Origin of the sequence: Streptomyces sp. NPDC051217, from assembly GCF_044455465.1 — a bacterium.
Classification (GTDB): domain Bacteria; phylum Actinomycetota; class Actinomycetes; order Streptomycetales; family Streptomycetaceae; genus Streptomyces.
The window spans coordinates 224,833-250,943 of record NZ_JBITEV010000008.1; the positions used below are offsets into that span (position 1 = coordinate 224,833).

At 69.8% G+C, this 26,111-nt stretch carries 24 protein-coding genes; 4 read left to right on the forward strand and 20 right to left on the reverse strand.

Going from position 1 to position 26,111, the window contains the following annotated elements; translation table 11 throughout:
* Genes nuoL through ACIBBB_RS20205 form a run of 12 tightly spaced genes read right to left on the reverse strand, consistent with a single transcriptional unit; the run spans window position 1 to window position 12,791 of the window.
* Window positions 1–1,896, reverse strand: coding sequence for an NADH-quinone oxidoreductase subunit L (gene nuoL / locus ACIBBB_RS20150; protein WP_398983749.1), 1,896 nt, complete (start codon window positions 1,894–1,896; stop codon window positions 1–3).
* Between the two features lie 14 nt (window positions 1,897–1,910).
* The gene (nuoK, locus tag ACIBBB_RS20155) at window positions 1,911–2,210 is read right to left on the reverse strand and encodes an NADH-quinone oxidoreductase subunit NuoK (RefSeq protein ID WP_023539425.1); all 300 of its coding nucleotides are present in this window, start codon (window positions 2,208–2,210) and stop codon (window positions 1,911–1,913) included.
* A complete protein-coding gene (locus ACIBBB_RS20160) occupies window positions 2,207–3,031 on the reverse strand; it encodes an NADH-quinone oxidoreductase subunit J (RefSeq protein ID WP_398983751.1) in 825 nt (274 codons plus the stop codon). The genes nuoK and ACIBBB_RS20160 overlap by 4 nt, the downstream gene beginning before the upstream one ends.
* On the reverse strand, window positions 3,028–3,705 hold the full coding sequence (gene nuoI, locus ACIBBB_RS20165) for an NADH-quinone oxidoreductase subunit NuoI (protein ID WP_398983753.1): 678 nt from the start codon (window positions 3,703–3,705) through the stop codon (window positions 3,028–3,030). The genes ACIBBB_RS20160 and nuoI overlap by 4 nt, the downstream gene beginning before the upstream one ends.
* Window positions 3,680–5,068 carry an NADH-quinone oxidoreductase subunit NuoH gene (nuoH, locus tag ACIBBB_RS20170; protein ID WP_398983755.1) on the reverse strand — a complete coding sequence of 463 codons (1,389 nt, stop codon included), beginning with the start codon at window positions 5,066–5,068 and terminating at the stop codon, window positions 3,680–3,682. The genes nuoI and nuoH overlap by 26 nt, the downstream gene beginning before the upstream one ends.
* Entirely contained in the window at window positions 5,065–7,587 is a 2,523-nt protein-coding gene (locus ACIBBB_RS20175) for an NADH-quinone oxidoreductase subunit G (RefSeq protein ID WP_398983757.1), read from the reverse strand. The genes nuoH and ACIBBB_RS20175 overlap by 4 nt, the downstream gene beginning before the upstream one ends.
* On the reverse strand, window positions 7,584–8,939 hold the full coding sequence (gene nuoF, locus ACIBBB_RS20180; protein ID WP_398983759.1) for an NADH-quinone oxidoreductase subunit NuoF: 1,356 nt from the start codon (window positions 8,937–8,939) through the stop codon (window positions 7,584–7,586). The genes ACIBBB_RS20175 and nuoF overlap by 4 nt, the downstream gene beginning before the upstream one ends.
* Window positions 8,939–9,754, reverse strand: a complete 816-nt coding sequence (gene nuoE, locus ACIBBB_RS20185) for an NADH-quinone oxidoreductase subunit NuoE (protein ID WP_398983951.1) — start codon at window positions 9,752–9,754, stop codon at window positions 8,939–8,941. Before nuoE ends, nuoF begins: the two co-directional genes overlap by 1 nt.
* 32 nt (window positions 9,755–9,786) lie before the next feature.
* Complete coding sequence (locus ACIBBB_RS20190) at window positions 9,787–11,109, reverse strand: NADH-quinone oxidoreductase subunit D (RefSeq protein WP_398983761.1); 1,323 nt, start codon at window positions 11,107–11,109, stop codon at window positions 9,787–9,789.
* Window positions 11,106–11,801, reverse strand: coding sequence for an NADH-quinone oxidoreductase subunit C (locus ACIBBB_RS20195; RefSeq protein WP_398983953.1), 696 nt, complete (start codon window positions 11,799–11,801; stop codon window positions 11,106–11,108). Before ACIBBB_RS20195 ends, ACIBBB_RS20190 begins: the two co-directional genes overlap by 4 nt.
* 56 nt (window positions 11,802–11,857) lie before the next feature.
* On the reverse strand, window positions 11,858–12,412 hold the full coding sequence (locus tag ACIBBB_RS20200) for an NADH-quinone oxidoreductase subunit B family protein (RefSeq protein ID WP_006133126.1): 555 nt from the start codon (window positions 12,410–12,412) through the stop codon (window positions 11,858–11,860).
* Between the two features lie 19 nt (window positions 12,413–12,431).
* Window positions 12,432–12,791, reverse strand: a complete 360-nt coding sequence (locus ACIBBB_RS20205) for an NADH-quinone oxidoreductase subunit A (RefSeq protein WP_023539436.1) — start codon at window positions 12,789–12,791, stop codon at window positions 12,432–12,434.
* A 759-nt stretch (window positions 12,792–13,550) separates the two neighbouring features.
* On the opposite strand from ACIBBB_RS20205, the gene ACIBBB_RS20210 reads away from it, so the two are divergent.
* Both ACIBBB_RS20210 and ACIBBB_RS20215 read left to right on the forward strand, forming a co-directional pair.
* Complete coding sequence (locus ACIBBB_RS20210; protein ID WP_398983764.1) at window positions 13,551–14,372, forward strand: C40 family peptidase; 822 nt, start codon at window positions 13,551–13,553, stop codon at window positions 14,370–14,372.
* 238 nt (window positions 14,373–14,610) lie between these two features.
* Complete coding sequence (locus ACIBBB_RS20215) at window positions 14,611–15,171, forward strand: glycoside hydrolase family 25 protein (protein WP_398983766.1); 561 nt, start codon at window positions 14,611–14,613, stop codon at window positions 15,169–15,171.
* A gap of 43 nt (window positions 15,172–15,214) precedes the next feature.
* On the opposite strand, the gene ACIBBB_RS20220 is transcribed toward ACIBBB_RS20215, so the two are convergent.
* The gene (locus ACIBBB_RS20220; RefSeq protein ID WP_398983768.1) at window positions 15,215–16,498 is read right to left on the reverse strand and encodes a geranylgeranyl reductase family protein; all 1,284 of its coding nucleotides are present in this window, start codon (window positions 16,496–16,498) and stop codon (window positions 15,215–15,217) included.
* Between the two features lie 145 nt (window positions 16,499–16,643).
* Between ACIBBB_RS20220 and ACIBBB_RS20225 the strand changes: the two genes are divergently transcribed.
* On the forward strand, window positions 16,644–17,165 hold the full coding sequence (locus ACIBBB_RS20225; RefSeq protein ID WP_398983955.1) for a GNAT family N-acetyltransferase: 522 nt from the start codon (window positions 16,644–16,646) through the stop codon (window positions 17,163–17,165).
* Here the strand turns inward: ACIBBB_RS20225 and ACIBBB_RS20230 are convergent.
* The 5 genes from ACIBBB_RS20230 to ACIBBB_RS20250 form a co-directional block, all read right to left on the reverse strand.
* Window positions 17,140–17,847: a demethylmenaquinone methyltransferase gene (locus ACIBBB_RS20230; RefSeq protein ID WP_398983770.1), complete on the reverse strand. Its 708-nt coding sequence runs from the start codon at window positions 17,845–17,847 to the stop codon at window positions 17,140–17,142. The two genes, ACIBBB_RS20225 and ACIBBB_RS20230, sit on opposite strands and share 26 nt — an antisense overlap.
* Window positions 17,848–17,881: 34 nt before the next feature.
* Window positions 17,882–18,538, reverse strand: a complete 657-nt coding sequence (locus tag ACIBBB_RS20235; RefSeq protein WP_398983957.1) for a hypothetical protein — start codon at window positions 18,536–18,538, stop codon at window positions 17,882–17,884.
* A 10-nt stretch (window positions 18,539–18,548) separates the two neighbouring features.
* On the reverse strand, window positions 18,549–19,748 hold the full coding sequence (gene mqnC, locus ACIBBB_RS20240) for a cyclic dehypoxanthinyl futalosine synthase (protein ID WP_398983772.1): 1,200 nt from the start codon (window positions 19,746–19,748) through the stop codon (window positions 18,549–18,551).
* A 92-nt stretch (window positions 19,749–19,840) separates the two neighbouring features.
* Window positions 19,841–21,595 carry a serine/threonine-protein kinase gene (locus tag ACIBBB_RS20245; protein WP_398983775.1) on the reverse strand — a complete coding sequence of 585 codons (1,755 nt, stop codon included), beginning with the start codon at window positions 21,593–21,595 and terminating at the stop codon, window positions 19,841–19,843.
* A gap of 117 nt (window positions 21,596–21,712) precedes the next feature.
* Window positions 21,713–22,606, reverse strand: a complete 894-nt coding sequence (locus tag ACIBBB_RS20250; RefSeq protein ID WP_398983777.1) for a menaquinone biosynthetic enzyme MqnA/MqnD family protein — start codon at window positions 22,604–22,606, stop codon at window positions 21,713–21,715.
* Between the two features lie 319 nt (window positions 22,607–22,925).
* Between ACIBBB_RS20250 and ACIBBB_RS20255 the strand changes: the two genes are divergently transcribed.
* On the forward strand, window positions 22,926–23,129 hold the full coding sequence (locus ACIBBB_RS20255) for a cold-shock protein (RefSeq protein WP_017948713.1): 204 nt from the start codon (window positions 22,926–22,928) through the stop codon (window positions 23,127–23,129).
* A 122-nt stretch (window positions 23,130–23,251) separates the two neighbouring features.
* Here ACIBBB_RS20255 and ACIBBB_RS20260 read toward each other — a convergent pair whose 3' ends face one another.
* Together ACIBBB_RS20260 and ACIBBB_RS20265 are read right to left on the reverse strand one after the other, a co-directional pair.
* Window positions 23,252–25,201, reverse strand: a complete 1,950-nt coding sequence (locus ACIBBB_RS20260) for an AMP-dependent synthetase/ligase (RefSeq protein ID WP_398983959.1) — start codon at window positions 25,199–25,201, stop codon at window positions 23,252–23,254.
* Between the two features lie 212 nt (window positions 25,202–25,413).
* On the reverse strand, window positions 25,414–26,061 hold the full coding sequence (locus ACIBBB_RS20265) for a TetR/AcrR family transcriptional regulator (RefSeq protein ID WP_398983961.1): 648 nt from the start codon (window positions 26,059–26,061) through the stop codon (window positions 25,414–25,416).
* Between the last annotated feature and the right edge of the window lie 50 nt (window positions 26,062–26,111).

The window sequence follows — 26,111 nt, forward strand, 5'->3', positions numbered from 1 at the left end:
TTACACCGCCCTCATCAGCAGGGTCGCGGCGATGAGCACTGCCGTACCTCCGAACATCGAGACCGCGTAGGAGCGGGCGTAGCCGTTCTGCAGCTTGCGCAGCCGGCCGGAGAGCCCGCCGAACGACGCCGCCGTGCCGTTGACGACACCGTCGACCAGGGTGTGGTCGACGTACACGAGCGAGCGGGTGAGGTGCTCGCCGCCGCGGACCAGGACCACATGGTTGAAGTCGTCCTGGAGGAGATCGCGGCGGGCGGCGCGGGTGAGCAGCGAGCCGCGCGGCGCGACGACCGGGACCGGCTTGCGGCCGTACTGGAGATACGCGGCGCCGACACCGATGAGCAGCACCACGACCGTGGACGTGGTGACGGCCGCCGCGCTGATCGGCGAGTGGCCGTGGTCGAACTCGGTGACCGGCTCCAGCCACTTCACGAACGACTCGTTCAGCGAGAAGAGACCGCCCGCGAAGACCGAGCCGAAGGCCAGGACGATCATCGGGATCGTCATCGACTTGGGCGACTCGTGCGGGTGCGGCTCGTTGCCTTCGGCGTCGGGCTGCCAGCGCTTCTCGCCGAAGAAGGTCATCAGCATCACGCGCGTCATGTAGTACGCCGTGAGGGCCGCGCCCAGCAGGGTGACGGCGCCGAGGATCCAGCCCTCGGTGCCTCCCTTGGCGAACGCCGCCTCGATGATCTTGTCCTTCGACCAGAATCCGGAGAGACCGGGGAAGCCGATGATCGCGAGATAGCCGAGACCGAAGGTGACGAAGGTGACCGGCATGTACGTGCGCAGGCCGCCGTACTTGCGCATGTCCACTTCGTCGTTCATGCCGTGCATGACCGAGCCGGCGCCGAGGAACAGCCCCGCCTTGAAGAAGCCGTGCGTCACCAGGTGCATGATCGCGAAGACGTAGCCGATGGGGCCGAGGCCCGCGGCCAGGATCATGTAGCCGATCTGGGACATCGTCGAGCCCGCGAGGGCCTTCTTGATGTCGTCCTTCGCGCAACCGACGATCGCACCGAAGAGGAGCGTGACCGCTCCGACGACGACGACCACCAGCTGGGCGTCCGGCGACGCGTTGAAGATCGCGCCGGAGCGGGTGATCAGATACACGCCCGCGGTCACCATCGTCGCCGCGTGGATCAGGGCCGAGACCGGGGTCGGGCCCTCCATCGCGTCGCCGAGCCACGACTGGAGCGGCACCTGCGCCGACTTGCCGCAGGCGGCCAGCAGCAGCATCAGGCCGATGCCCGTGACCGTGCCGTCGCTCGCCTCACCGGTGGACTCCAGGACGGGCCCGAAGGCGAACGTGCCGAAGGTGGTGAACATCAGCATGATCGCGATCGACAGACCCATGTCGCCGACGCGGTTGACCAGGAACGCCTTCTTGGCCGCCGTGGCCGCGCTGGGCTTGTGCTGCCAGAAGCCGATGAGCAGGTACGACGCGAGGCCGACCCCCTCCCAGCCGAAGTACAGCAGCAGGTAGTTGTCCGCGAGGACGAGCAGCAGCATCGCCGCCAGGAACAGGTTCAGATAGCCGAAGAAGCGGCGACGCCGCTCGTCGTGCTCCATGTACCCGATGGAGTAGATATGGATCAGGGTGCCGACGCCGGTGATCAGCAGCACGAACGTCATCGACAGCTGGTCGAGCTGGAAGGCGATGTCCGCCTGGAAGCTCTCGACGGGCACCCAGCTGAACAGGTGCTGGTGCAGGGCGCGTTCCTCGCCGCCCTTGCCCAGCATGTCCGCGAACAGCACCACGCCGATCACGAAGGAGGCGCCCGCCAGGACCGTGCCGAGCAGATGCCCCACCCGGTCCAGGCGTCGCCCGCCGCACAGCAGTAGACCTGCTCCGAGCAGGGGCGCCGCGATGAGCAGCGCAATCAGATTCTCCACGATTCAGCGACCCCTCAGAGCTTCATCAGGCTGGCGTCGTCGACCGAGGCCGAGTGGCGCGAACGGAACACCGACACGATGATCGCGAGCCCGACGACGACTTCCGCTGCGGCGACGACCATCGTGAAGAAGGCGATGATCTGGCCGTCCAGATTGCCGTGCATCCGGGAGAAGGCGACGAATGCGAGGTTGCACGCGTTGAGCATCAGCTCGACGCACATGAAGACGACGATCGCATTGCGCCGGATCAGCACTCCGGCCGCGCCGATGGTGAACAACAGGGCGGCGAGATAGAGGTAGTTGACCGGATTCATTTGGTGACCCCATCCTCGCGGTCCCGGCGGTCCCCGCGGCCGAGGCGCTCGCTCGACCGCTGCTCCAGCGCCTTCAGGTCGGCCATGGCCTCGCCGGACACGTCCCGGATCTGGCCGCGGTCCTTGAGCGTCTTGTTGACCGTCAGCTCGGAAGCGGTGCCGTCGGGCAGCAGACCGGCGATGTCCACCGCGTTGTGCCTGGCGTAGACACCGGGCGCGGGCAGCGGCGGTACGTGCTTGCTGCGGATCCGCTGCTCGGACATCTCGCGCTGGGTCAGGGCCCGTTCGGTGCGCTCGCGGTGCGTGAGCACCATCGCGCCGACGGAGGCCGTGATCAGCAGGGCGCCGGTGATCTCGAAGGCGAACACGTACTTGGTGAAGAGCAGGGCGGCGATGCCCTCCACGTTGCCCCCGGCGTTGGCGACGCCGAGTCCGGTGAAGGTCGTCAGCGACGCATTGCCGATGCCGGCGATCAGCAGGACACCGAAGCCGAGCCCGCAGGCGGCGGCCCACCAGCGCTGGCCCTTGATCGTCTCCGTGAGCGAGTCGGCGGCGGTGACGCCGACGAGCATGACCACGAAGAGGAAGAGCATCATGATCGCGCCGGTGTAGACGACGATCTGCACGACGCCCAGGAAGTACGCCCCGTTGGCCAGGTAGAAGACCGCCAGGATGATCATGGTCCCGGCGAGACAGAGCGCGCTGTGCACGGCCCGCCTCATCAGGATGGTGCCGAGCGCGCCGATCACGGCGACGGTGCCGAGGATCCAGAACTGGACGGCCTCGCCGGTCGAGGTGAGGGAAGCGGCGAGCGTGTTCATCCGCCGATCACCTTCCTCGACGCCGGTTCGCCCTCGCCGAAGTCGGAGGCGCCTTCCTGCGAGCGCCCGTCCTTGGTGAAGGCGACCTGCCGGACCGTGCCGGGGGCGGCTTCGGTCACCAGGCCCCGGTAGTAGTCCTGTTCGTCCGTGCCGGGGAAGATCGAGTGCGGGGACTCGACCATGCCCTCCTCCAGACCGGCGAGGAGCTGCTCCTTGGTGTAGATGAGGCTCTCGCGCGTACTGTCCGCCAGCTCGAACTCGTTGGTCATCGTGAGCGCCCGGGTGGGGCACGCCTCGATACAGAGTCCGCACAGGATGCAGCGGGCGTAGTTGATCTGGTACACGCGGCCGTAACGCTCGCCCGGGGAGTAGCGCTCCTCCTCGGTGTTGTCAGCGCCCTCGACATAGATCGCGTCCGCCGGGCAGGCCCAGGCGCACAGCTCACAGCCGATGCACTTCTCCAGGCCGTCCGGATGACGGTTCAGCTGATGGCGGCCGTGGAAGCGCGGCGCCGTCACCTTCTCCGTCTCCGGATACTGCTCGGTCAGCCGCTTCTTGAACATGGCCTTGAAGGTCACGCCGAAGCCGGCGACCGGATTCAGCCGGCGCGCGCCGGGGTCGTCCCCCTTCGAACCTTTGGAAGCGTTGTCAGGCACCGTCAGCCTCCTTTCCATCACTCTCAGTATTGACCCCGCCACTGACAATCAGTTCGCGCTCACCGCGTGAGCGCCGGCGCGGCACGGGCGGCAGGGTCTGCCCCGGCAGCGGAGGCACCGGGAATCCACCGGCCATCGGATCGAACGGGGGCGGTGGTGGTTCGGCCGCGGCCGCGGCCTTCTCCTTCTTGTCCCGGAAGATGTCGGCGACGAAGGAGAGCAGCAGGATCGCGATGACGGCGCCGGCCACATAGAGCACGATGTCCTGGAAATCGTAGTTCTCGTTCCGCAGGGCACGCACGGTGGCCACCAGCATCAGCCAGACGACCGAGACCGGGATCAGGACCTTCCAGCCGAGCTTCATCAGCTGGTCGTAGCGCACACGCGGGAGCGTGCCGCGCAGCCAGATGAAGAAGAACAGCAGCAGCTGGACCTTGATGATGAACCAGAGCATCGGCCACCAGCCGTGGTTCGCACCCTCCCAGAATGTGGAGATGGGGTACGGGGCCCGCCAGCCGCCCAGGAAGAGCGTGGCGGAGACGGCGGAGACCGTGACCATGTTGACGTACTCGGCCAGCATGAACAGCGCGAACTTGATCGACGAGTACTCGGTGTTGAAGCCGCCGACCAGGTCGCCCTCGGACTCGGGCATGTCGAACGGCGCGCGGTTGGTCTCGCCGACCATCGTGACGATGTAGATGATGAAGGAGACCGGCAGCAGGATGATGTACCACCGGTCGGCCTGCGCGTCGACGATCGCCGAGGTCGACATCGACCCGGAGTAGAGGAACACCGAGGCGAACGCGGCGCCCATGGCGATCTCGTAGGAGATCATCTGCGCGCACGAGCGCAGACCGCCGAGCAGCGGGTACGTCGATCCGGACGACCAGCCGGCGAGGACGATGCCGTAGATGCCGACCGACGCGACCGCGAGGATGTAGAGCATCGCGATCGGCAGGTCGGTCAGCTGCATCGTCGTGCGGTGGCCGAAGATCGAGACCTCGTTGCCCGCGGGCCCGAAGGGGATCACGGCGATCGCCATGAAGGCGGGCACCGCCGCGATGATCGGCGCCAGGACGTAGACGACCTTGTCGGCCCGCTTGACGACGATGTCTTCCTTCAGCATCAGCTTGATGCCGTCGGCGAGCGACTGGAGCATGCCCCAGGGGCCGTGCCGGTTGGGCCCGATGCGCAGCTGCATCCAGGCGACGACCTTGCGCTCCCAGACGATGGCGATCAGCACGGTCACCATCAGGAACGCGAAGCAGAAGACGGCCTTGATGGCCACCAGCCACCACGGGTCGGTGCCGAACATCGAGAGGTCCTCGGCTGCGAGGACGCTCTGCGCGGGTGCCGCGCCGAGTTGGGCGAGGGCGGTCATGCGCGCACCTCCGGTGCTTCGGACTCCGGTGCGCCGGCCGGGGCCTGTGCCTCGGCGGGGCCGATCCGGACCAGCGTGCCCGGCCGGGATCCGGTGTCCGCGAGGACACCGCCGCCGACCGAGTTCAGCGGCAGCCAGACCACCTTGTCGGGCATCTCGGTGACGCTGAGCGGCAGTTCGACCGTACCGGCGGGGCCGGTGACGGCCAGGACGTCGCCGTCCTTGACGCCCGTCTCGGCCGCCGTGGCGGCGGAGAGCCGGGCGACGGCCGCGTGGCGGGTGCCCGCCAGGGCCTCGTCGCCGTCCTGGAGCCGGCCCTGGTCGAGCAGCAGCCGGTGACCGGCGAGAACCGCCTCGCCCGCGCCCGGACGGGGCAGCGGACGCGACGACTCGACGGGCCCTTCGGCGCGCGGGCCGTCCCAGTGGCCGAGCCGGTCCAGTTCGGTGTGTACGGCCTTCAGATCGGGCAGCGCCAGGGAGACGTCCATGGCGTCGGCGAGCATGTGCAGCACCCGCGCGTCGTCCGTGGCCAGCCGGCGCGTCATCTGCTCGGGCTTGAGCGCCGCCTCGAACATCCGCACCCTGCCCTCCCAGTTGAGGAAGGTGCCCGCCTTCTCGGCGACGGCCGCGACGGGGAAGACGACGTCGGCGTGGTCGGTGACCTCGCTGGGACGCAGCTCCATCGAGACCAGGAAGCCGACGGCCGCGAGCGCCTCACGCGCGCGCGGCGGGTCCGGCAGGTCGGCGACCTCGACGCCCGCGACGACCAGCGCGCCGAGTTCGCCGGTCACGGCGGCCTCGACGATCTGGCCGGTGTCCCGGCCGTGGCGGTGCGGCAGTTCGCGTACGCGCCAGACGTCGGCGACCTCCTCACGGGCCCGCGGGTCCGTGGCGGGACGGCCTCCGGGCAGCAGCGTCGGCAGCGCGCCGGCCTCGACCGCGCCGCGCTCACCGGCCCTGCGCGGCACCCAGACGAGCGAGGCGCCGGTCGCGGTGGCGGCCCTGGCGGCGGCGGTGAGCCCGCCGGGGACGGCGGCGAGCCGTTCGCCGACGACGATCACCGCGCCGCTCTCGCGCAGGGCGTCGGCCGCGCGGGTGCCCGCGCCTTCGAGGCCGGTCTGCGAGGCGAGCGCGTCGAGCCATTCGGTCTCGGTGCCGGGCGCGGCGGGCAGCAGAGTGCCCCCGGCCTTCTTCAGACCGGGCGTGGCGTGCGTGGCGAGGGAGAAGCTGCGCTGCCCGTGCTTGCGGTGGGCCTTGCGCATCCTCAGGAAGAGGCCGGGCGCCTCCTCCTCGGACTCGAAACCGACGAGCAGGACGGCCGGGGCCTTCTCCAGCGTCGTGTTCGTGATCCCCTTGCCGTCCACGTCGATGCCGTGACCGGCGACATGGGCGGCGAGGAACTCGGCCTCCTCGGCGCTGTGGACGCGCGCGCGGAAGTCGATGTCGTTGGTGTCGAGCGCGACCCGGGCGAACTTGGCGTACGCGTAGGAGTCCTCGACCGTCAGCCGGCCGCCGCTCAGGACCGCGGCCCGGCCGCGCGCGGCGGCGAGACCGGCGGCGGCGGCCTCAAGTGCCTCGGGCCAGCTCGCCGGTTCCAGCTCGCCGTCCGCGTTCCGTACGAGTGGCGAGGTGATCCGGTCCAGCCGCTGCGCGTAGCGGAAGCCGAACCGCCCCTTGTCGCAGATCCACTCCTCGTTGACCTCGGGGTCGTCGGCGGCCATGCGCCGCATGACCTTGCCGCGCCGGTGGTCGGTGCGCGTGGCGCAGCCGCCCGCGCAGTGCTCGCACACGCTCGGCGAGGAGACGAGGTCGAACGGGCGGGAGCGGAACCGGTACGCCGCCGAGGTCAGCGCGCCGACCGGGCAGATCTGGATGGTGTTGCCGGAGAAGTACGACTCGAACGGGTCGCCCACCCCGATACCGACCTGCTGGAGCGCGCCGCGCTCCAGGAACTCGATCACCGGGTCGCCCGCGACCTGGTTGGAGAAGCGGGTGCAGCGCGCGCAGAGCACGCACCGCTCGCGGTCGAGCAGCACCTGGGTGGAGATCGGTACGGGCTTCTCGAAGGTCCGCTTCTTGCCCTCGAACCGGGTGTCGGCCTGACCGGCGCTCATCGCCTGGTTCTGCAAGGGGCACTCGCCGCCCTTGTCGCAGACCGGGCAGTCCAGCGGGTGGTTGATGAGCAGCAGCTCCATCACACCGCGCTGCGCCTTCTCGGCGACCGGCGAGGTGATCTGCGACTTGACGACCATGCCGTCGGTGCAGGTGATGGTGCAGGAGGCCATCGGCTTGCGCTGGCCCTCGACCTCGACGATGCACTGCCGGCAGGCGCCGGCGGGGTCGAGGAGCGGGTGGTCGCAGAACCGGGGGATCTCGATGCCGAGGAGTTCGGCGGCGCGGATCACCAGGGTTCCCTTGGGGACCGAGATCTCGATGCCGTCGATCGTCAGCGAGACGAGATCTTCGGGCGGGACCGCCGCCTCGCCGCCGCCGGTGGGGGCGGAGGTGGTGACTGTCATGCGTTCACCTCCAGGTGCGCGTTTCCGTCGGCCCACAGGGTGGACCTCGCCGGGTCGAAGGGGCAGCCCTTGCCGGTGATGTGCTGCTCGTACTCCTCGCGGAAGTACTTGAGCGAGGAGAAGATCGGCGCCGCGGCGCCGTCTCCGAGGGCGCAGAACGACTTGCCGTTGATGTTGTCGGCGATGTCGTTCAGCTTGTCGAGGTCGGAGGGCACGCCCTTGCCGGCCTCGATGTCGCGCAGCAACTGGACCAGCCAGTAGGTGCCTTCACGGCACGGTGTGCACTTGCCGCAGGACTCGTGGGCGTAGAACTCGGTCCAGCGGGTGACGGCCCGCACCACGCAGGTGGTCTCGTCGAAGCACTGGAGCGCCTTGGTGCCGAGCATGGATCCGGCGGCGCCGACGCCCTCGTAGTCGAGCGGGACGTCCAGGTGCTCGTCGGTGAACATCGGGGTCGAAGAGCCGCCCGGCGTCCAGAACTTGAGCCGGTGGCCCGGCCGCATGCCGCCGCCCATGTCCAGCAGCTGGCGCAGGGTGATGCCGAGCGGGGCCTCGTACTGGCCGGGGCTGGCCACATGGCCGCTGAGCGAGTAGAGCGTGAAGCCCGCGGACTTCTCGCTGCCCATCGACTTGAACCAGTCCTTGCCGCGGTTGAGGATCGCGGGAACCGAGGCGATGGATTCGACGTTGTTCACCACAGTGGGGCACGCGTAGAGACCCGCGACCGCCGGGAACGGCGGGCGCAGCCGGGGCTGTCCGCGCCGTCCCTCCAGCGAGTCCAGCAGCGCGGTCTCCTCGCCGCAGATGTACGCGCCGGCCCCCGCGTGCACGGTGATGTCGAGGTCGATCCCGCTGCCGAGGATGTCCTTGCCGAGGTAGCCCGCCTCGTAGGCCTCACGTACGGCCTCGTGCAGCCTGCGCAGCACCGGCACGACCTCGCCGCGCAGATAGATGAAGGCGTGCGACGAGCGGATCGCGTAGCACGCGATGATCATTCCCTCGATGAGGGAGTGCGGATTGGCGAAGAGGAGAGGGATGTCCTTGCAGGTGCCCGGCTCCGACTCGTCGGCGTTGACGACGAGATAGTGCGGTTTGCCGTCGCCCTGCGGGATGAACTGCCACTTCATCCCGGTGGGGAAGCCGGCGCCGCCCCTGCCGCGCAGACCGGAGTCCTTCACGTACGCGATGAGGTCGTCGGGCGTCATGGCGAGCGCCTTGCGCAGCCCCTCGTACCCCTCGTGCCGCTTGTAGGTCTCCAGCGTCCACGCGTCGGGCTGGTCCCAGAACGCGGACAGGACCGGAGAGAGAAGCTTCTCCGGGCCGGTGTCGCTCATCTCGGGTGCGGTGGTCATCACTCCCCCTCCTCGGCCGCGGGGCCCGCGGGGTTCGCGGGGTCGGACGCGGCGGTCTTCTGCGGCGCGTCGTGCGAGCTGAGGTGCTCGGCGCCGGGCTGGGGCGTGTCCCGCGGGGCCGCTCCGTCGCGCGGGCGCGGCGTACGGGCCGGGATCGCCTCGCCCTTGGCGAGCTTCAGGCCGATCAGCGAGGCGGGGCCGGCGCCCCCGGTGGCGTCGACGGCGCCGGGGCGCTCGTCGGGGAAGCCCGCGAGGATCCGCGCGGTCTCCTTGTATGTGCACAGGGGCGCGCCGCGCGTCGGGGTGACCTGCTCGCCGGCCCGCAGGTCGTCCACGAGCCGCTTCGCCGACTCGACGGTCTGGTTGTCGAAGAACTCCCAGTTGACCATCACCACCGGCGCGAAGTCGCAGGCCGCGTTGCACTCGATGTGCTCCAGCGTGACCTTGCCGTCCTCGGTGGTCTCGTTGTTGCCGACGCCCAGGTGCTGCTTCAGCTCGTCGAAGATGGCGTCGCCGCCCATCACCGCGCAGAGCGTGTTGGTGCAGACGCCGACCTGGTAGTCGCCGGACGGCTTGCGCCGGTACATCGAGTAGAAGGTGGAGACCGCGGTCACCTCGGCTGTGGTCAGCCCCAGCATCTCGGCGCAGAATCGGACGCCGGTACGGGTGACGTACCCCTCCTCGGACTGCGTGAGGTGCAGCAGCGGCAGCAGGGCCGAGCGGCTGTCGGGGTAGCGGGCGATCACCTCCTTCGCGTCCGTCTCCAGCCGGGCGCGTACATCGGCCGGGTAGTCGGGGGCGGGGAGTTGGGGCATTCCGAGGCTGACCTCGGAATTCGGTGTGGTGGTCACCGGTCGACGCCTCCCATCACGGGGTCGATGGACGCGACGGCGACGATGACGTCGGCGACCTGGCCGCCCTCACACATGGCCGCCATGGACTGGAGATTGGTGAACGACGGGTCGCGGAAGTGGACCCGGTAGGGGCGCGTGCCCCCGTCGGAGACGACGTGCACGCCCATTTCGCCCTTGGGCGACTCGACGGCGGCGTACGTCTGCCCCGGCGGGACCCGGAAGCCCTCCGTCACCAGCTTGAAGTGATGGATCAGAGCCTCCATGGACGTGCCCATGATGTTCTTGATGTGGTCGAGCGAGTTGCCGAGGCCGTCCGGGCCGAGCGCGAGCTGGGCGGGCCAGGCGATCTTCTTGTCGGCGACCATCACCGGGCCCGGCTCCAGCCGGTCCAGGCACTGCTCGACGATCCGCAGCGACTGCCGCATCTCCTCCAGCCGGACGAGGAAGCGGCCGTAGGCGTCGCAGGTCTCGGCGGTCGGGATGTCGAAGTCGTACGTCTCGTAGCCGCAGTACGGGTCGGTCTTGCGCAGGTCGTGCGGCAGCCCGGCCGAACGCAGTATCGGTCCCGTGGCGCCGAGCGCCATGCAGCCGGCCAGGTCGAGATAGCCGACGTCCTGCATACGGGCCTTGAAGATCGGGTTGCCGGTGGCGAGCGCGTCGTACTCCGGCAGGTTCTTGCGCAGGGTCTTCAGCAGCTCGCGCAGATGGTCGACGGCGCCCGGGGGAAGGTCCTGGGCGAGGCCGCCGGGCCGGATGTACGCGTGGTTCATGCGCAGGCCGGTGATCAACTCGTAGGCGTCGAGAATCAGTTCACGATCGCGGAAGCCGTAGATCATGATCGTGGTCGCGCCGAGTTCCATACCGCCGGTGGCGATGGCGACCAGGTGCGAGGAGAGCCGGTTGAGCTCCATCAGCAGGACGCGGATGATGTTCGCCCGGTCCGGGATGTCGTCCTCGATACCCAGCAGCGTCTCCACGGCGCGGCAGTACGCCGTCTCGTTGAAGAACGACGTCAGGTAATCCATGCGCGTGACGAAGGTGGTGCCCTGCGTCCAGTTGCGGAATTCGAGGTTCTTCTCGATACCGGTGTGCAGATAGCCGATGCCGCAACGGGCCTCGGTGACGGTCTCGCCCTCGATCTCCAGGATCAGCCTGAGCACACCGTGCGTCGACGGGTGCTGCGGACCCATGTTGACGATGATGCGCTCGTCGTCCGACCTGGCCGCGGTCTCGACGACCTCGTCCCAGTCACCGCCGGTGACGGTGTAGACGGTGCCCTCGGTGGTGGCACGGGGAGTTGCGTGGGGGGTGGTCATGAGTACGACCTCCGCTGGTCCGGCGACGGGATCTGGGCGCCCTTGTACTCGACGGCGATGCCGCCGAGGGGATAGTCCTTGCGCTGCGGGAAGCCCTGCCAGTCGTCCGGCATCATGATCCGGGTGAGGGCGGGGTGGCCGTCGAAGATCAGACCGAAGAAGTCGTACGTCTCACGCTCGTGCCAGTCGTTGGTCGGATAGACCTCGACCAGGGACGGCACGTGCGGGTCGCTGTCCGGTGCGGACACTTCGAGGCGGATCAGCCGGCCGTGCGTCAGTGAACGCAGGTGATAGACGGCGTGCAGCTCGCGGCCCTTGTCGCCCAGGAAGTGGACGCCGGACACACCCGTACAGAGCTCGAAGCGGAGCGCCGGGTCGTCGCGCAGGGTCCTGGCCACCTGGACCAGATGCTCGCGGGCGATGTGGAAGGTGAGTTCGCCTCTGTCGACGACCGTCTTCTCGATGGCGTTCGCGGGGAGCAGGCCCTGCTCCTCCAGCGCGCCTTCGAGTTCGTCGGCGATCTCGTCGAAGACACCGTCGCGGCCGCCGTAGGGGCGGCTGGAGGCGCCCGGCAGGCTCACGGTCCTGACGAGACCGCCGTACCCGCTGGTGTCGCCGCCGCCGGTGTCGGTGCCGAACATGCCCTTGCGCACGCCGATGACCTCGGAGGCCTGTCCGCGCGCGGACGGAATGCCGGCCCCGGCCGGCTGGTCGTTCTCCGGAGAACTCCCGGATCGCTGCTCGTCACTCACCGCAGCAGCCCCTTCATCTCGATCGTGGGGAGCGCCTTGAGCGCCGCCTCCTCCGCCTCGCGGGCGGCCTCCTCCGCGTTGACCCCGAGCTTGGAGCTCTGGATCTTCTGGTGGAGCTTGAGGATGGCGTCCATCAGCATTTCCGGCCGCGGCGGGCAGCCCGGCAGGTAGATGTCGACAGGGACGACGTGGTCGACGCCCTGGACAATCGCGTAGTTGTTGAACATCCCGCCCGACGACGCGCAAACCCCCATGGAAATGACCCACTTGGGATTCGGCATCTGGTCGTAGACCTGCCTCAGGACGGGCGCCATCTTCTGGCTCACCCGTCCCGCCACGATCATCAGGTCCGCCTGGCGCGGCGAACCGCGGAAGACCTCCATGCCGAACCGGGCCAGGTCGTACCGGCCGGCGCCCGTCGTCATCATCTCGATGGCGCAGCAGGCGAGGCCGAAGGTCGCCGGAAAGACGGACGACTTACGCACCCAGCCCGCGGCCTGCTCGACGGTGGTCAGCAGAAATCCGCTCGGCAGCTTCTCTTCGAGTCCCATTGGTTGCCCCTCCGCGCCTTTAGTCCCATTCCAGACCGCCGCGCCGCCACACATACGCGTAGGCGACGAAGACGGTGAGCACGAAGAGCAACATCTCCACGAGCCCGAAAAGCCCCAGTGCGTCGAAGGTGACGGCCCAGGGGTAAAGGAAGACGACCTCGATGTCGAAAATGATGAAGAGCATCGCCGTCAGGTAGTACTTGATGGGAAAGCGGCCACCTCCGGCCGGCGTGGGAGTGGGCTCGATGCCGCACTCGTACGCTTCGAGTTTTGCCCGGTTGTACCTTTTCGGGCCGATAAGCGTGGCCGCCACCACGGAGAAGATCGCAAACGCGGCACCGAGAGCGCCGAGCACGAGGATTGGCGCGTAGGCATTCACGCTCCTCGCTCCTTCCAGTCGTCCCTGACCGTTGGTCCTCAACCGAGCTTCTGTGTCGCCGCCCCACGAAGATCACGCGTATGTGAGGCAGTTCACAAGCCGGACTGTCCCGCATCCTATGCCTCCCGGTCTGTGATCTGCGACACGGGGTGGGACAAGGAGTTTGTGATCTCCACCACCTGACGATCGATCATGTGTCGGAAGGCCGGTGGATCTTCGAACGGGCAGCGTCCGATCGGTCACTTGAGGTAACAATGCGGAGAGTTACCGCTGGTCGGAGGCCCCTCGGCTCTATCAAGACAACGCGGAGAGCAGCAAATTGGAGAAGAGCGCGGGCGGGTGATAGGCGCGTCCTCCACCCGCCCGAGGGAGATCCCGGGACGGAGGTGGACGGAGAGGGGCGGGGACATGAACGGGCGCGGAGCCGGTCGGACGCGGCGGACCGCGTGCACGTGTTCACGAGCGCGCGCCCATGAGCGTCCGGGGAGATCGCGCGTTCATCATTCTGTGACCTGCGCCACTCCACTCAACCTTCTCGAAAGTGGGGCTTGGCCACTGAAGCGAACGGATGGTAAGCAGCGGGCAATCCGGGCGATTCACCGAAACCCTATGATCACAGCCATGATCACGAGTGCCCGATATGACCGTTACGGCGTCAATAAGGGCCGACACTAAGCGGATTGATCTATTCCGAACGTAACTGTGGCGCAACACACGTTTCTTGAAGGGAACTGTAAAGCCCTGATAGCGATGGTCCTCATGTCCCACACCGCTCACATACCCAGCCACCGGAAGCCCCGCCGAAGCGCGTCGAAAACCGCGATCCGGTCCGGAGTTGCCGGTGGCGTCCTCAGCACCATCGCGCTGGCTGGTGCCGCCGCTCCGGCCAACGCCGAGCCGGTGACCGAGACCATCGAGATGCCCACGCTCACCTCCGGCATCGCCGGCAGCGTCGCGCAGTCCGCCGACGCCACCCAGCAGGTGGCGGTCGACCTCGAACTCCAGGCGCAGGAGAACGCCGCGGCGACCCACGCCGCGAAGGTGGCGAAGAAGGCCAAGGCCGACGCGGAGCGCAAGGCCGAGGCAGCGGCCAAGGAGAAGGCCGCCGAGGCCGCCCGTGCCAAGGCGGCGGCCGAGGAGCGTGCCTCGCGCTCCGAGGAGCGGACGACGCTCTCCGCCTCCTCCGGCTCCTCCTCCCAGACCTCGTACGGCACCACGCAGGCCACCGGCTCGGCGGCGGCCGTCCTTGCCTTCGCGCGCGCCCAGGTCGGCGACGCGTACATCCTCGGCTCCACCGGCCCCGGCTCGTGGGACTGCTCCAGCCTCGTGCAGGCCGCGTACCGCCAGATCGGCGTCGACCTGCCGCGCACCTCGCAGCCGCAGTCGACGTCCGGCACCCAGGTCTCCCTGGACAACCTCCAGCCCGGCGACATCCTCTACTGGGGCGGCGCGGGCAGCGCGTACCACGTGGGGATCTACTCCGGCGGCGGCAAGTTCATCGGCGCGCAGAACTCCGGTACGGGCGTGGTCGAGAAGACGCTGGACTGGGACCCGCCGAGCGGCGCGGTCCGTCTCCTCTGACCGACGGCACCTCCGCACGGTACGTACGACCCGCATGACACGCACAACCCGAGGGCCGTCGCTCCCCCGCCCGGGAGCGACGGCCCTCGGCCGTGCTCCGGCGCACAAGGGCGTATCGGGGCGGGTGCACCAACAGGCCCCGCGGACCCGGCTGTTCGTGAGTGCCCCCACGGCATCGCGGGCATCGGACAGACAACGGAACCTCTCCCCCACCCGCACCGCGCAGGAGGCACCACCGATGACCGTCAAGGGCGTCGACGTCGCGTCGTACCAGAGTTCGTCGTTCTCCACGAAGGGCCTCGACTTCGCCATCGTCAAGGCGACCGAAGGCACCTCGTACATCAACCCCCGTATGACCGCGCAGGCCGCGCACGCGCGGGAGGCCGGACTGGTCGTCGGCTTCTACCACTTCCTGCGGCCCGGCAGCATGAAGGCACAGGCGAAATACTTCGTGGACAAGGCCGCCGAGCGCGCGGGCGACCCGCTGTTCGCCGACTGGGAGGACGCGGACGTCTCGTGCGCGTCGAAGGACGCCTTCCTGGCGGAGGTCCGGCGGCTGCGCGGCGCCGACCACCGCGTCGGGCTGTACTGCAACCGCGACTTCTGGCTCAATCGCGACACCACGAGCGAGGCGGGCGACGCGCTGTGGATCGCGGACTACGTGACCCCGGGCAAGCCCCGTATCAAGGCCGCGTGGAAGTTCCACCAGTACACGGACACCCCGCTGGACACGAACGTCGGCAGGTTCGCCGACGCCGCCGCCCTGCGGCAGTGGACCAAGGGCGACGGCGAGGCGTGAGATCCGGCCGTACCGTCGATGACGCGGTCGGCGGCCGGGGCCGCTACGACTTGGGCGCGACCTTGCTCAGACCGTTGATGATGCGGTCCATCGCGTCGCCGCCCGACGGGTCGGTCAGATTCGCCAGCATCTTCAGCGTGAACTTCATCAGCAGCGGGTGCGTGAGCCCCCGCTGTGTCGCGATCTTCATGACCTTCGGGTTGCCGATCAGCTTCACGAAGGCGCGGCCCAGCGAGTAGTAGCCGCCGTAGGTGTCCTTGAGGACCCGCGGATAGCGCTGGAGGGCCATCTCGCGCTGCCCCGGGGTCTGCCGGGACTGCGCCTGCACGATGACGTCCGCCGCGATCTGGCCGGACTCCATGGCGTACGCGATGCCCTCGCCGTTGAACGGGTTCACCAGACCGCCCGCGTCACCCACCAGCAGCAGGCCCTTGGTGTAGTGCGGCTGCCGGTTGAAGGCCATCGGCAGCGCGGCACCGCGAATGGGCATCGTCATGTTCTCGGGGGTGTAGCCCCAGTCCTCCGGCATCGACGCGCACCACGCCTTGAGCACCTCGCGCCAGTCCAGCTCCTTGAAGGCGGACGACGAATTGAGAATGCCCAGGCCGACGTTGGAGGTGCCGTCGCCCATGCCGAAGATCCAGCCGTAGCCGGGCAGCAGCCGGTCCTGCGGCCCGCGCCGGTCCCACAGCTCCAGCCACGACTCCAGGTAGTCGTCGTCGTGCCGGGGCGAGGTGAAATACGTACGGACGGCGACGCCCATCGGCCGGTCCTCGCGCCGGTGCAGCCCCATCGCGAGCGACAGCCGCGTGGAGTTGCCGTCCGCCGCGACGACGAGCGGGGCGTGGAAGGTGACGGGCGTCTTCTCCTCGCCCATCTTGGCGTTGACGCCGGTGATGCGGCCGGTGCGCGGGTCGATGATCGGCGCCCCGACGTTGCAGCGCTCGTGCAGCCGCGCCCCGGCCTTCTGCGCCTGCCGGGCCAGCTGCTCGTCGAAGTCGTCGCGCTTGCGGACGAGTCCGTAGTCCGGATAGCTGGCCAGGTCGGGCCAGTCGAGCTGGAGCCGTACGCCGCCGCCGATGATCCGCAGCCCCTTGTTACGGAGCCAGCCGGCCTCTTCGGAGATGTCGATGCCCATCCCCACCAGCTGCTTGGTGGCGCGCGGGGTGAGACCGTCGCCGCAGACCTTCTCGCGCGGGAACGCGGTCTTCTCCAGGAGCAGTACGTCCAGGCCCGACTTGGCGAGGTGGTACGCCGTGGTGGAACCGGCCGGGCCGGCCCCGACGACAATCACATCCGCGGTGTGTTCGGAGAGGGGCTCGGTCACAGCGGGATCTCCCGAAGACTCGTGGGACCCGGCTGGCGGGTCCCCTCATGGCGTACCGACGGCTGTGGACATGTTCGGCACTGGACAGGTGCAGTCTATGGGTGCGTACAGATCGACAAGTTGAAGGGCTGCCACCTTGAACGACATCACCCGACCGGTCCCCGTCGTGCGGCTGCGCGTTCCCACCGAGGAGGACGCGCGCCACTGGCACCGGCTCTTCGACGATCCGGACGTCATGGAGTTCCACGGCGGCCCCGCGCCGCTCGCAGAGTACGAGGAGTTCACCGCCCGCCAGCGGGGGCACGCTGCCGAACACGGCTTCTGCCTCTGGACGATGCTCGACGAGAACGACGACGTCATCGGCTTCACCGGCGCGCAGCCATGGCCCCACACGTCCTTCGGCCCGGTCGGCGAGATCGAGATCGGCTGGCGGCTCGGCCGCGCGTACTGGGGCAAGGGGTATGTGACGGCCGCCGCGCAGGCGACGCTGGAGCGGGTACGGGCGGCGGGCGTCCCCACCGTCGTGGCGATGGTCGACGCCCGCAACGAGCGCTCGGTCGCGGTCACCCGGCGCCTCGGCATGGACCTGGAGGAGACCTTCGTGACCCCGGTCGGGAAGCGTAAGGCGTACCGCTTCCGGCTCAGGCTTCAGCTGGAGCAGGCTTGACGCCCCGGTGCAGTGCCACGACCCCGCCGGTCAGATTCCGCCACGCGACCTTCGACCAGCCGGCCTTCTGGAGCAGACCGGCGAGACCGGGCTGGTCGGGCCAGGCGCGGATGGACTCGGCGAGGTAGACGTACGCGTCCGGGTTGGAGGACACGCTCCGTGCCACCGGCGGCAGCGCGCGCATCAGGTACTCCGTGTAGACGGTCCTGAAGGGCTCCCATGTGGGCTGGGAGAACTCACAGATCACGACCTGCCCGCCGGGCTTGGTCACCCGGTACAGCTCACGCAGCGCGCTGCCCGTGTCGTGGACGTTGCGCAGACCGAAGGAGATCGTGACCGAGTCGAAGACGTCGTCCCGGAAGGGCAGCCTGGTCGCGTCCCCGGCGGTCAGCGGCAGCCAGGGGTGGCGCTTCTTGCCCTCGCGCAGCATGCCCAGCGAGAAGTCGCAGGGCACGACGTAGGCGCCGGTGGCGGCGAAGGGCATCGAGGAGGTGGCGGTGCCCGCGGCGAGGTCGAGGATCTTCTGCGCGGGGCGGGCGTTCACCGCTCTCGCGACTTCCTTGCGCCAGAGCCGCGCCTGCCCCAGGGAGAGCACGTCGTTGGTGAGGTCGTACTTCGCCGCCACGTCGTCGAACATCGAGGCGACTTCGTGCGGCTGCTTGTCCAGGGAGGCTCGGGTCACCCGTCCATTGAAGCAGTACGCCCCCGGCACGGGCTCAGGCACGTCGGTGGACGAGCCGCCCGTCGAGGACGGTGGCCACGCAACTGGCCGCGCCCGCCCGCCCCAGCGCGGCGTACGGATCGCCGTCGGCCGGCACGTCGAACACGGCGAAGTCGGCCTGGCGGCCTTCGAAGCCCAACGGCGGCAGCACGAAGGCCTCCTCGACCGGCCGGCCGGCCGCAAGAGGGTCCAGCGTCGGCGGGCCCGGCGGGTCGTCGAACCGCTCCTCGGAGCCGAGTCCCGAGCGCGCCACGGCGTCCGCCACCGTCTCCCGCCACAGGGTCCCCGCGACCGCGACGGTCCCGTGCGCCAGCATCCGCCGCACACCGCGCCGGGCGCTGGCCCCCCAGCGGCTCTCGGTCATCTCCAGCGCGGCGAGCGCGGCGCCGGTCAACGGCTCGGTGCCCAGTTCCTCGGCCTCGCGCGGGTCGGGGTGGTAGGCCCGCTCCAGCAGTTCGGGACCGTACGGATTGCACAGCCCCGGTGTGAGGACGCCGGGCCACCGCCGGACCCGGGCGGCGGGACGTGCCGCCGCCACCTCCTCGTACGGGCCGACGGCCCCGATGCTCTGTCCGTCGACCAGGACGGCGCCGCCCGGCACGGGCGCGCGCCCGGCGCCGGGCAGCAGCAGGTCCGCCCGGTGAATCGTCAGTGCCACCCGGTCAGTTGGCGTCGAGCAGCTTGAGTTCCGGGTGCGCCGTGCCGCCCGCGATCGCCGTGGAGGAGAAGTGCGAGACGACGCGCTCGTCGACCGGGTCGTCCGCCGGGTCGTCGTGCACGACGATGTGCTCGTACGTCGTGGCGCGCTGCGCCGGCACCCGACCCGACTTACGGATCAGGTCGATGATCTCCAGCCGGTTGGAGCGGTGCTTGGCGCCCGCCGAGGAGACGACGTTCTCCTCCAACATGATCGAGCCGAGGTCGTCCGCGCCGTAGTGCAGGGAGAGTTGGCCGACCTCCTTGCCCGTGGTCAGCCAGGAGCCCTGGATATGGGCGACGTTGTCGAGGAAGAGCCGGGCGATGGCGATCATCCGCAGATACTCGAAGAGAGTGGCCTGCGTCTGGCCCTTCAGCTTGTTGTTCTCCGGCTGGTAGGTGTACGGGATGAACGCCCGGAAACCGCCCGTCCGGTCCTGTACATCGCGGATCATCCGCAGATGCTCGATCCGCTCGGCGTTCGTCTCGCCGGTGCCCATCAGCATCGTGGACGTCGACTCGACGCCGAGCCCGTGCGCGGTCTCCATGATCTCCAGCCACCGCTCGCCCGACTCCTTGAGCGGTGCGATCGCCGTACGCGGCCGGGCCGGCAGCAATTCGGCGCCGGCGCCCGCGAACGAGTCGAGACCCGCCGCGTGGATCCGGCGGATCGCCTCCTCGACGGTGACGTCCGAGATACGGGCCATGTGCTCGACCTCGGACGCGCCGAGGGAGTGGATGACCAGCTGCGGGAAGGCGGACTTGATGGCGCCGAAGTGCTTTTCGTAGTACTCCACGCCGAAGTCGGGGTGGTGTCCGCCCTGGAACATGATCTGGGTGCCGCCGAGTTCGACGGTCTCCGCGCAGCGGCGCAGGATGTCGTCGAGGTCGCGGGTCCAGCCCTTGTCGGTGTCCTTGGGGGCCGCGTAGAAGGCGCAGAACTTGCACGCCGTCACGCACACGTTGGTGTAGTTGATGTTCCGCTCGATGATGTACGTCGCGATGTGTTCCGTGCCGGCGTACCGGAGGCGGCGCGCGCTGTCGGCGGCGGAGCCGAGCGCGTGGAGAGGCGCCGAGCGGTAGAGGTCGAGCGCCTCTTCGGGGGTGATCCGGCCACCCTCGGCAGCGCGGTCGAGGACAGACTGCTGGTCGGCCTTCTCGGTCACCGGGGCGTCACCTTTCGGCGGTGTATCAGTGGATCTACGGACCGATCCAGCGTACGCCAGGGGTCCGGGCGGACCGGCCGCGCCTCCGCCGGCTACTGCTTCCTCAGGGTGCCGGTCGGGTTGCCCGCGGCCTCCTCCTTCGAGACGAAGCTCAGATCGCCCTTGTCGGTGAGCGTGAATGTCAGCGCGGCGGCCTCCGTGTTCGTGCACAGCCCCGCCTCGCCGGCCCGGTCGGGATCGGTCGACTCCTCGATCCGGATCTCCTCAGCGGTGGCCGAGACAAGCGTGCCCACGCCGTAGCACTTGGCCTCCACTCCGAGCAGCGAGAGGAAGCTGGTCGAGCGGAGCACCTTGTCGCCCTTGCCGCCCGCGGTGATCTCGACCGTGTAGTCGCCGTGCGGCAGGCCGTTCTCCTCGGTCGTCGGTCCCTTCCAGGTTCCGACGAACCCCTCGGGCACCTCCGCGACCGCGCCGGTGGCGGCGTCCTTCGTGGCCGACGCGCTCGGGCTCCGGTCGGCTCCCGCCGAGTCCTTCGCGTCGGAGGAGTCCGCGAACTGGTCGACGAGCAGCGTCCCGCCCAGCGTGACGGCGGCCAGCGCTCCCGCCACGGCGAGGACGACGGTGCAGCTCACCTTGCGGCGGCGCGGCCCGGTGCGCCCCGCGGTGACCGAGAGGGACATCCGGGGGTCGTGGGCGTCCTGGCCGTCCCGGGGACTGCCGCCGGCCGTACGGGGTCCGGGCGGGCCGGCCGGCTGTGCTCGCGCGTCGTACGTGGGCGCCCCGAACTCACCGAGCGGCGGGGCCTGATGCCCGGCCGTCGGCGGATGCCCGGCCGTCGGCAGATGCCCGGCCGTCGGCGGGGGCGTGTCGGGACCGGGGGGCGTGCTGGGACCGGGCGGCGTGGGCCAGTGCACCGGCTGCCCGGGAGCGCTCCGTACGGGCTCCGCGGCCTCCAGGTCCAGGAGCTGTACGGCCGCCCGGCTGACCTCGCGCACCAGCGGATCCGGCAGCCAGCCCGCGTCCACCAGCAGGACCGCCCCGCCGGGGGCGGGCGCGAGCCGCGCGGCGACCTCCGCGGGAGCGGGCCGCGCGGCCGGGTCCTTGGCCAGGCAGTGCGCGACCAGGTCCCTCAAGTCGCCGTCCAGCAGGCCGAGTTCGGGCTCCTCGTGGACCACCTTGTAGAGCAGCGCGGCGGACGAGTCACCGGGGAAGGGGCTCACCCCGGCGGCGGCGTACGCGAGCACCGCGCCCAGCGAGAAGACGTCGGCCGCGCCGGTGACACCCTTGCCGAGTATCTGCTCCGGCGCCATGTAGCCGGGCGAGCCGACGGAGACGCCGGTGGAGGTGAGCGAGGCGGTGCCGTCCGTGGCGCGCGCGATGCCGAAGTCGATGAGCCGGGGGCCGTCGAGGGCCAGCAGGACGTTCGACGGTTTGACGTCGCGGTGGACGAGGCCCAGCTCATGGACCGCGCCCAGCGCCTCCGCGAGCCCGGCTCCCAGCGCCCGTACCGTCACCGCGGGCAGCGGGCCGTGACCGGCCACCGCCTGCGTCAGGGAGGGGCCCGCGACATAGCCGGTGGCGACCCAGGGCGTCGCCGCCTCCGGGTCGGCGTCGAGCACCGGCGCCGTCCAGGCGCCGCCGACCCGGCGGGCCGCCGCCACCTCGCGGCGGAACCGGGCCCGGAACTCCTCGTCCAGCGCGAGGTGCGGGTGGATGACCTTCACGGCGACCGTCCGGCCACCCTCCGACCTGGCCAGATAGACCCGGCCCATGCCACCGGCGCCGAGCCGGCCCAGCAGCCGGTACGCGCCGATGGTGCGAGGCCCGTCCGCGTCGAGCGGCTGCATACCCGTCCCCTCCCCGTTCCCCGTCCCCGTACGTGCTGCCCCATAGGGGGTGTCTGTCCGATCCCGCCGGGCTCGCGGTCCCTGATCCGGCCTGATCGGACAGACACCCCTACCTTCTCAGGACGGGAGCAACTCGACGTGCGGGTCGGCGGGATAGCCGGTCGTGGGTCCGGTGCGCCGCGCGAACTCCCGTACGCCCGCGAGCTGGTCGGGCCCGAAACGGAAGTCGAGCGTCGTGAAGTAACGCTCCAGCAGTTCCGCGTCGAAGGTCTCCCAACGCGCCGCCTGCTCCGCTACCTTGGCGACCTCCTCCAGCGACACGTCACGGGAGGCGAGGAACGCCTGGTGCACCAGGCGTACGGTCTCCGGCTCGCGCGCCAGGTACTCCTTGCGCGCCGCCCACACGGCGAAGACGAACGGGAGTCCCGTCCAGTCCTTCCACATCTGCCCGAGGTCATGGACCTGGAGCCCGAGGCGGGGAGCGTCGTGCAGCGAGGCGCGCAGGGCCGCGTCGCCGATCAGTACGGCCGCGTCCGCCTCCTGCATCATCAGCCCGAGGTCGGGCGGACACGTGTAGTAGTCGGGGGTGACCTCGTACTTCTCGGCGAGCAGGAGCTGTGCGAGCCGTACGGCGGTCCGCGAGGTCGAGCCGAGGGCGACCCGCGCCCCGTCGAGTTCTTCGAGCGGCACCTGCGAAACGATCAGGCAGGACATGACGGGGCCGTCACAGCCGACCGCGAGATCGGGGAATGCGACGAGGTCCTCGGCATTGCGCAGGAATTCGACCACGGTGACGGGACCGATATCGAGATCTCCGCGTACGAGGCGTTCGCTGAGCTTCTCCGGGGTGTCCTTCGTCAGCTCAAGATCGAAGAGTGCTCCTGTTCTGCCGAGGCCCCAGTAAAGGGGGAGGCAGTTCAGGAACTGGATGTGACCGACGCGCGGCCGGACGCGGGGGTGATCGCTTCCGCCCGCCTCGCCGCCTGCTGTGCTTTCAAGGGAGCTGTCCACACCGCGAGGCTAGACCCGCCCCGGCGGTTGGGCGCCTCGGGGGGTGCCGGACGGGGGGTCGGCGGAGGTCTCCTTCGCACGTCAGGACCCCCGTCACGTCAGCCCGCCGGAGCCCTCTTCAAACGTCCGGGTGAGCTGATCTTTCGGTGATCTTTCCCCTACCGCTGGCCGTGAGACGCGTGCTAGGCTCGACGCAAGTTGCAGTTTGGTTTCCCTTGCAGTACAGAGCCTGCGGAGCATGTGACCCGCAGGCTTTTGTAGTTTTCAGACTTGTTTGCAGGTTCTGGAGCAGGGCAACCCTTTGGCCCAAGGAGGGCTTATGGCTACCGGAACCGTCAAGTGGTTCAACGCTGAAAAGGGCTTCGGCTTCATCGCCCAGGACGGCGGCGGCCCGGATGTCTTCGTCCACTACTCCGCGATCAACGCGACCGGATTCCGCTCCCTCGAGGAGAACCAGGTCGTGAACTTCGACGTCACCCAGGGCCCGAAGGGCCCGCAGGCGGAGAACGTAACCCCGGCCTAGTTGCCCGGGTCGGAAGATCGCGCACGGAAAAAGCACTATCAAGGAGCCCTGTCCCCGCACGCCCAGTGCGGGGAGCAGGGCTCCTGCCCTGTCCGGCCGCTGTTCCGCCGGAACTCCGGGGACTACGCGTACAGCTCGTCGATCTCCGCCGCGAACTCCTCCACGACCGCCGCCCGCCGCACCTTCAGCGACGGCGTCAACTGCCCGCTCTGCTCGGTGAAGGAGACGGGCAGCACCCGGAAGCGGCGGATCGACTCGGCCCTGGACACCAGCCGGTTGGCCTCGTCGACCGCCCGTTGCAGCACGGAGAGCAAGTCCTCGTCCAGGACCAGCTCGTCCCGCGTCAGGTGCTCCTTCTTCTTCATCTGGCACCAGTGCGCGAGCCCGTCCGCTTCAAGGGTGATCAGCGCCGTGACGTACGGGCGGGTGTCGCCAAGCACCAGGGCCTGGCCGATCAGCGGGTGGGCCCGCAGCCAGTCCTCCAGCGGGGCCGGGGCGACGCTCTTGCCGGCCGAGGTGACGATGATGTCCTTCTTGCGGCCGGTGATCGTGAGATAGCCCTCGTCGTCCAGCGCCCCCAGGTCGCCGGTGGCGAACCAGCCGTCGTCCAGGGCCGGTACGGGCTCGCCGTGCTCCATGTCCCAGTAGCCGGTGAACACCTGGCCGCCGCGCAGCAGCACCTCGCCGTCGTCGGCGATCCGTACGGAGGTACCGGGCAGCGGCCAGCCGACCGTGCCCAGACGGGGTTTGAGCGGAGGCGTCACCGTGGCGGCCGCGGTGGTCTCCGTCAGGCCGTACCCCTCGAAGATCGTGATCCCCGCGCCCGCGTAGAAGGCGGCGAGCGGGCGCCCCAGCGGGGAGCCGCCGCAGATCGCCTGCACCACCTTGCCGCCGAGCGCGGCCCGTATCCGCCGGTAGACCAGCGGGTCGTAGAGCGCGCGGGCGGCTCTGAGCGGCAGCCCGGGGCCGGGGCCGGTACCGGCCGCGGCGGCCTCGACGGCCGTCCCGTACCGCCGCGCGATCCTCGCGGCGCGGTCGAAGGACGCGGCGCGGCCCAGCTTCTCGGCGGTGGCGCGGCCGGTGTTGAAGACCTTCTCCAGGACGTACGGGATGGCCAGCAGGAACGTCGGCCTGAAGCCCGCGAGATCGGCGATGAGGTCGTCGGTGCGCAGCGACGGCGCGTGCCCGAGCCGCACCCGCGCGCGCAGACAGCCCACCGAGACCATACGGCCGAAGACATGGGAGAGCGGCAGGAAGAGCAGGGTGGAGGCGGGCTCCTTGCTCACCGACTTGAAGACGGGATGCAGCAGTTCGATGCAGTTGTCCACCTCCGCGAAGAAGTTGGCGTGCGTCAGGACGCAGCCCTTCGGGCCTCCCGTGGTGCCGGAGGTGTAGACGAGAGTCGCGACCGAGTCGGGCGAGAGCGCGGCCCGGCGCGCGTCGAGTTCCGCGTCGGAGACGTCGGCGCCCGCCGCACGCAGCGCGTCCACGGCGCCGGTGTCGAAGGTCCAGAGGCGGCGGTCCAGGTCCGGCAGTTGCTCGGAAGCGATCAGCCGGGCCTGCTCCTCGCTCTCGACCGCGCAGGCGACGGCGCCCGAGTCCTGGAGGATCCAGCGGGCCTGGAAGGCGGAGGAGGTCGGGTAGACGGGGACGGTGACCAGACCGGCGGCCCAGGCCGCGAAGTCGACCAGCGTCCACTCGTAGGTCGTACGGGCCATGATCGCGAGCCGGTCGCCGGGCCGCAGCCCTTCGGCGATCAGGCCCTTGGCGACGGCGCGGACCTCGTCGGCGAAGGCCGCGGCGGTGACGTCACGCCAGCGGCCGTCCGCGTGCTTGCGGCTGAGGACCGCCTCGTCCGGGGCGTACCGGGCGTTGTCGAAGGGGATGTCGGCGAGCGAACCTTCGGGGACGGGCGGCACGAGCGGCGGTACGGAGACCTGCCGTACGACTCCGTCCACCCAGAGCTTCTCGGGCTCGACGTGCGCCCGCCGCGGCGGTGAGGTGGCCGCGGGCGTGGCCGGGGACGGCGACGGGCCCGCGGGGGCGGACGCGGGCTCGGTGGGCGGCGGCAGCGGCAACTGCCATGACGCCTGCGGTGATATCTCCGACGGGGTGGCCCGCGTCGAGGACGCCTCGGCATCGGCGGGCTCGTCTGCGGACACGCGCTGTTCCCTCATCTCTGCACGGAGTGCGGGGCTCCGGTCCGGGCGAGTAAAGCGGGCCCCGGTCGCGAAATCAAGACAGCGGCACGCCACCGGGCTCCCGGCCCACCGCGACCGCCCGACTACCGCCGCCCCACCGACGAGTTGCCCGCGGACCAACGTTCGCCGTCCATCAGTCTTCCCAGGCCCGTCCAGGCGAAGTTCATCAGCGTCGAGGCGGCCTCCTTCGCCGTGACGTCCGGCGTCTCGTTCGCCCACCCGGCCAGCGCCTCGGCGGCGCCGACCAGCGCCTGCGCGACGCCGACGACATCCCGGTCCCCCAGGTCCGCCAGATCGGCCGAAGCGGGTGTCGCACGGGCCGCTTCCCGCAGCAGCCCCGTCACGAAGGAGACCAACTCCTCCCGCATTCCGGCCACTTCGACGGCGAACCGCTCCCCGTGCGTACGGGCCTGGCGGTGCAGCACCGACCAGGCGTCGGGGTGCTCCGCGGTGTGCGCGAAGAACGCGGTGAGCCCGGCCCACAGTTGCTGGTCGGGCGCGCGCCCCGGCTCGACGACACCGGCGCGTACGGCCGCGAGGAGCGCGTCGGCCTCGCGGCGGATGCACGCGGTGAACAGCTCCTCCTTGGAGTTCAGATACAGATACACCAACGGCTTGGAGACTCCGGCCAGTTCGGCGATCTCGTCCATCGAGGCCGCCCGGTAGCCCCGCTGCCCGAAGGTCGCCACCGCGGCGTCCATCATCTGCCGCTCGCGCACCTCGCGCGGCATCCGTCTGCTCTTCCCCGCGTCTGCGGAACCCACCTGGTCTTCCCCCTCGC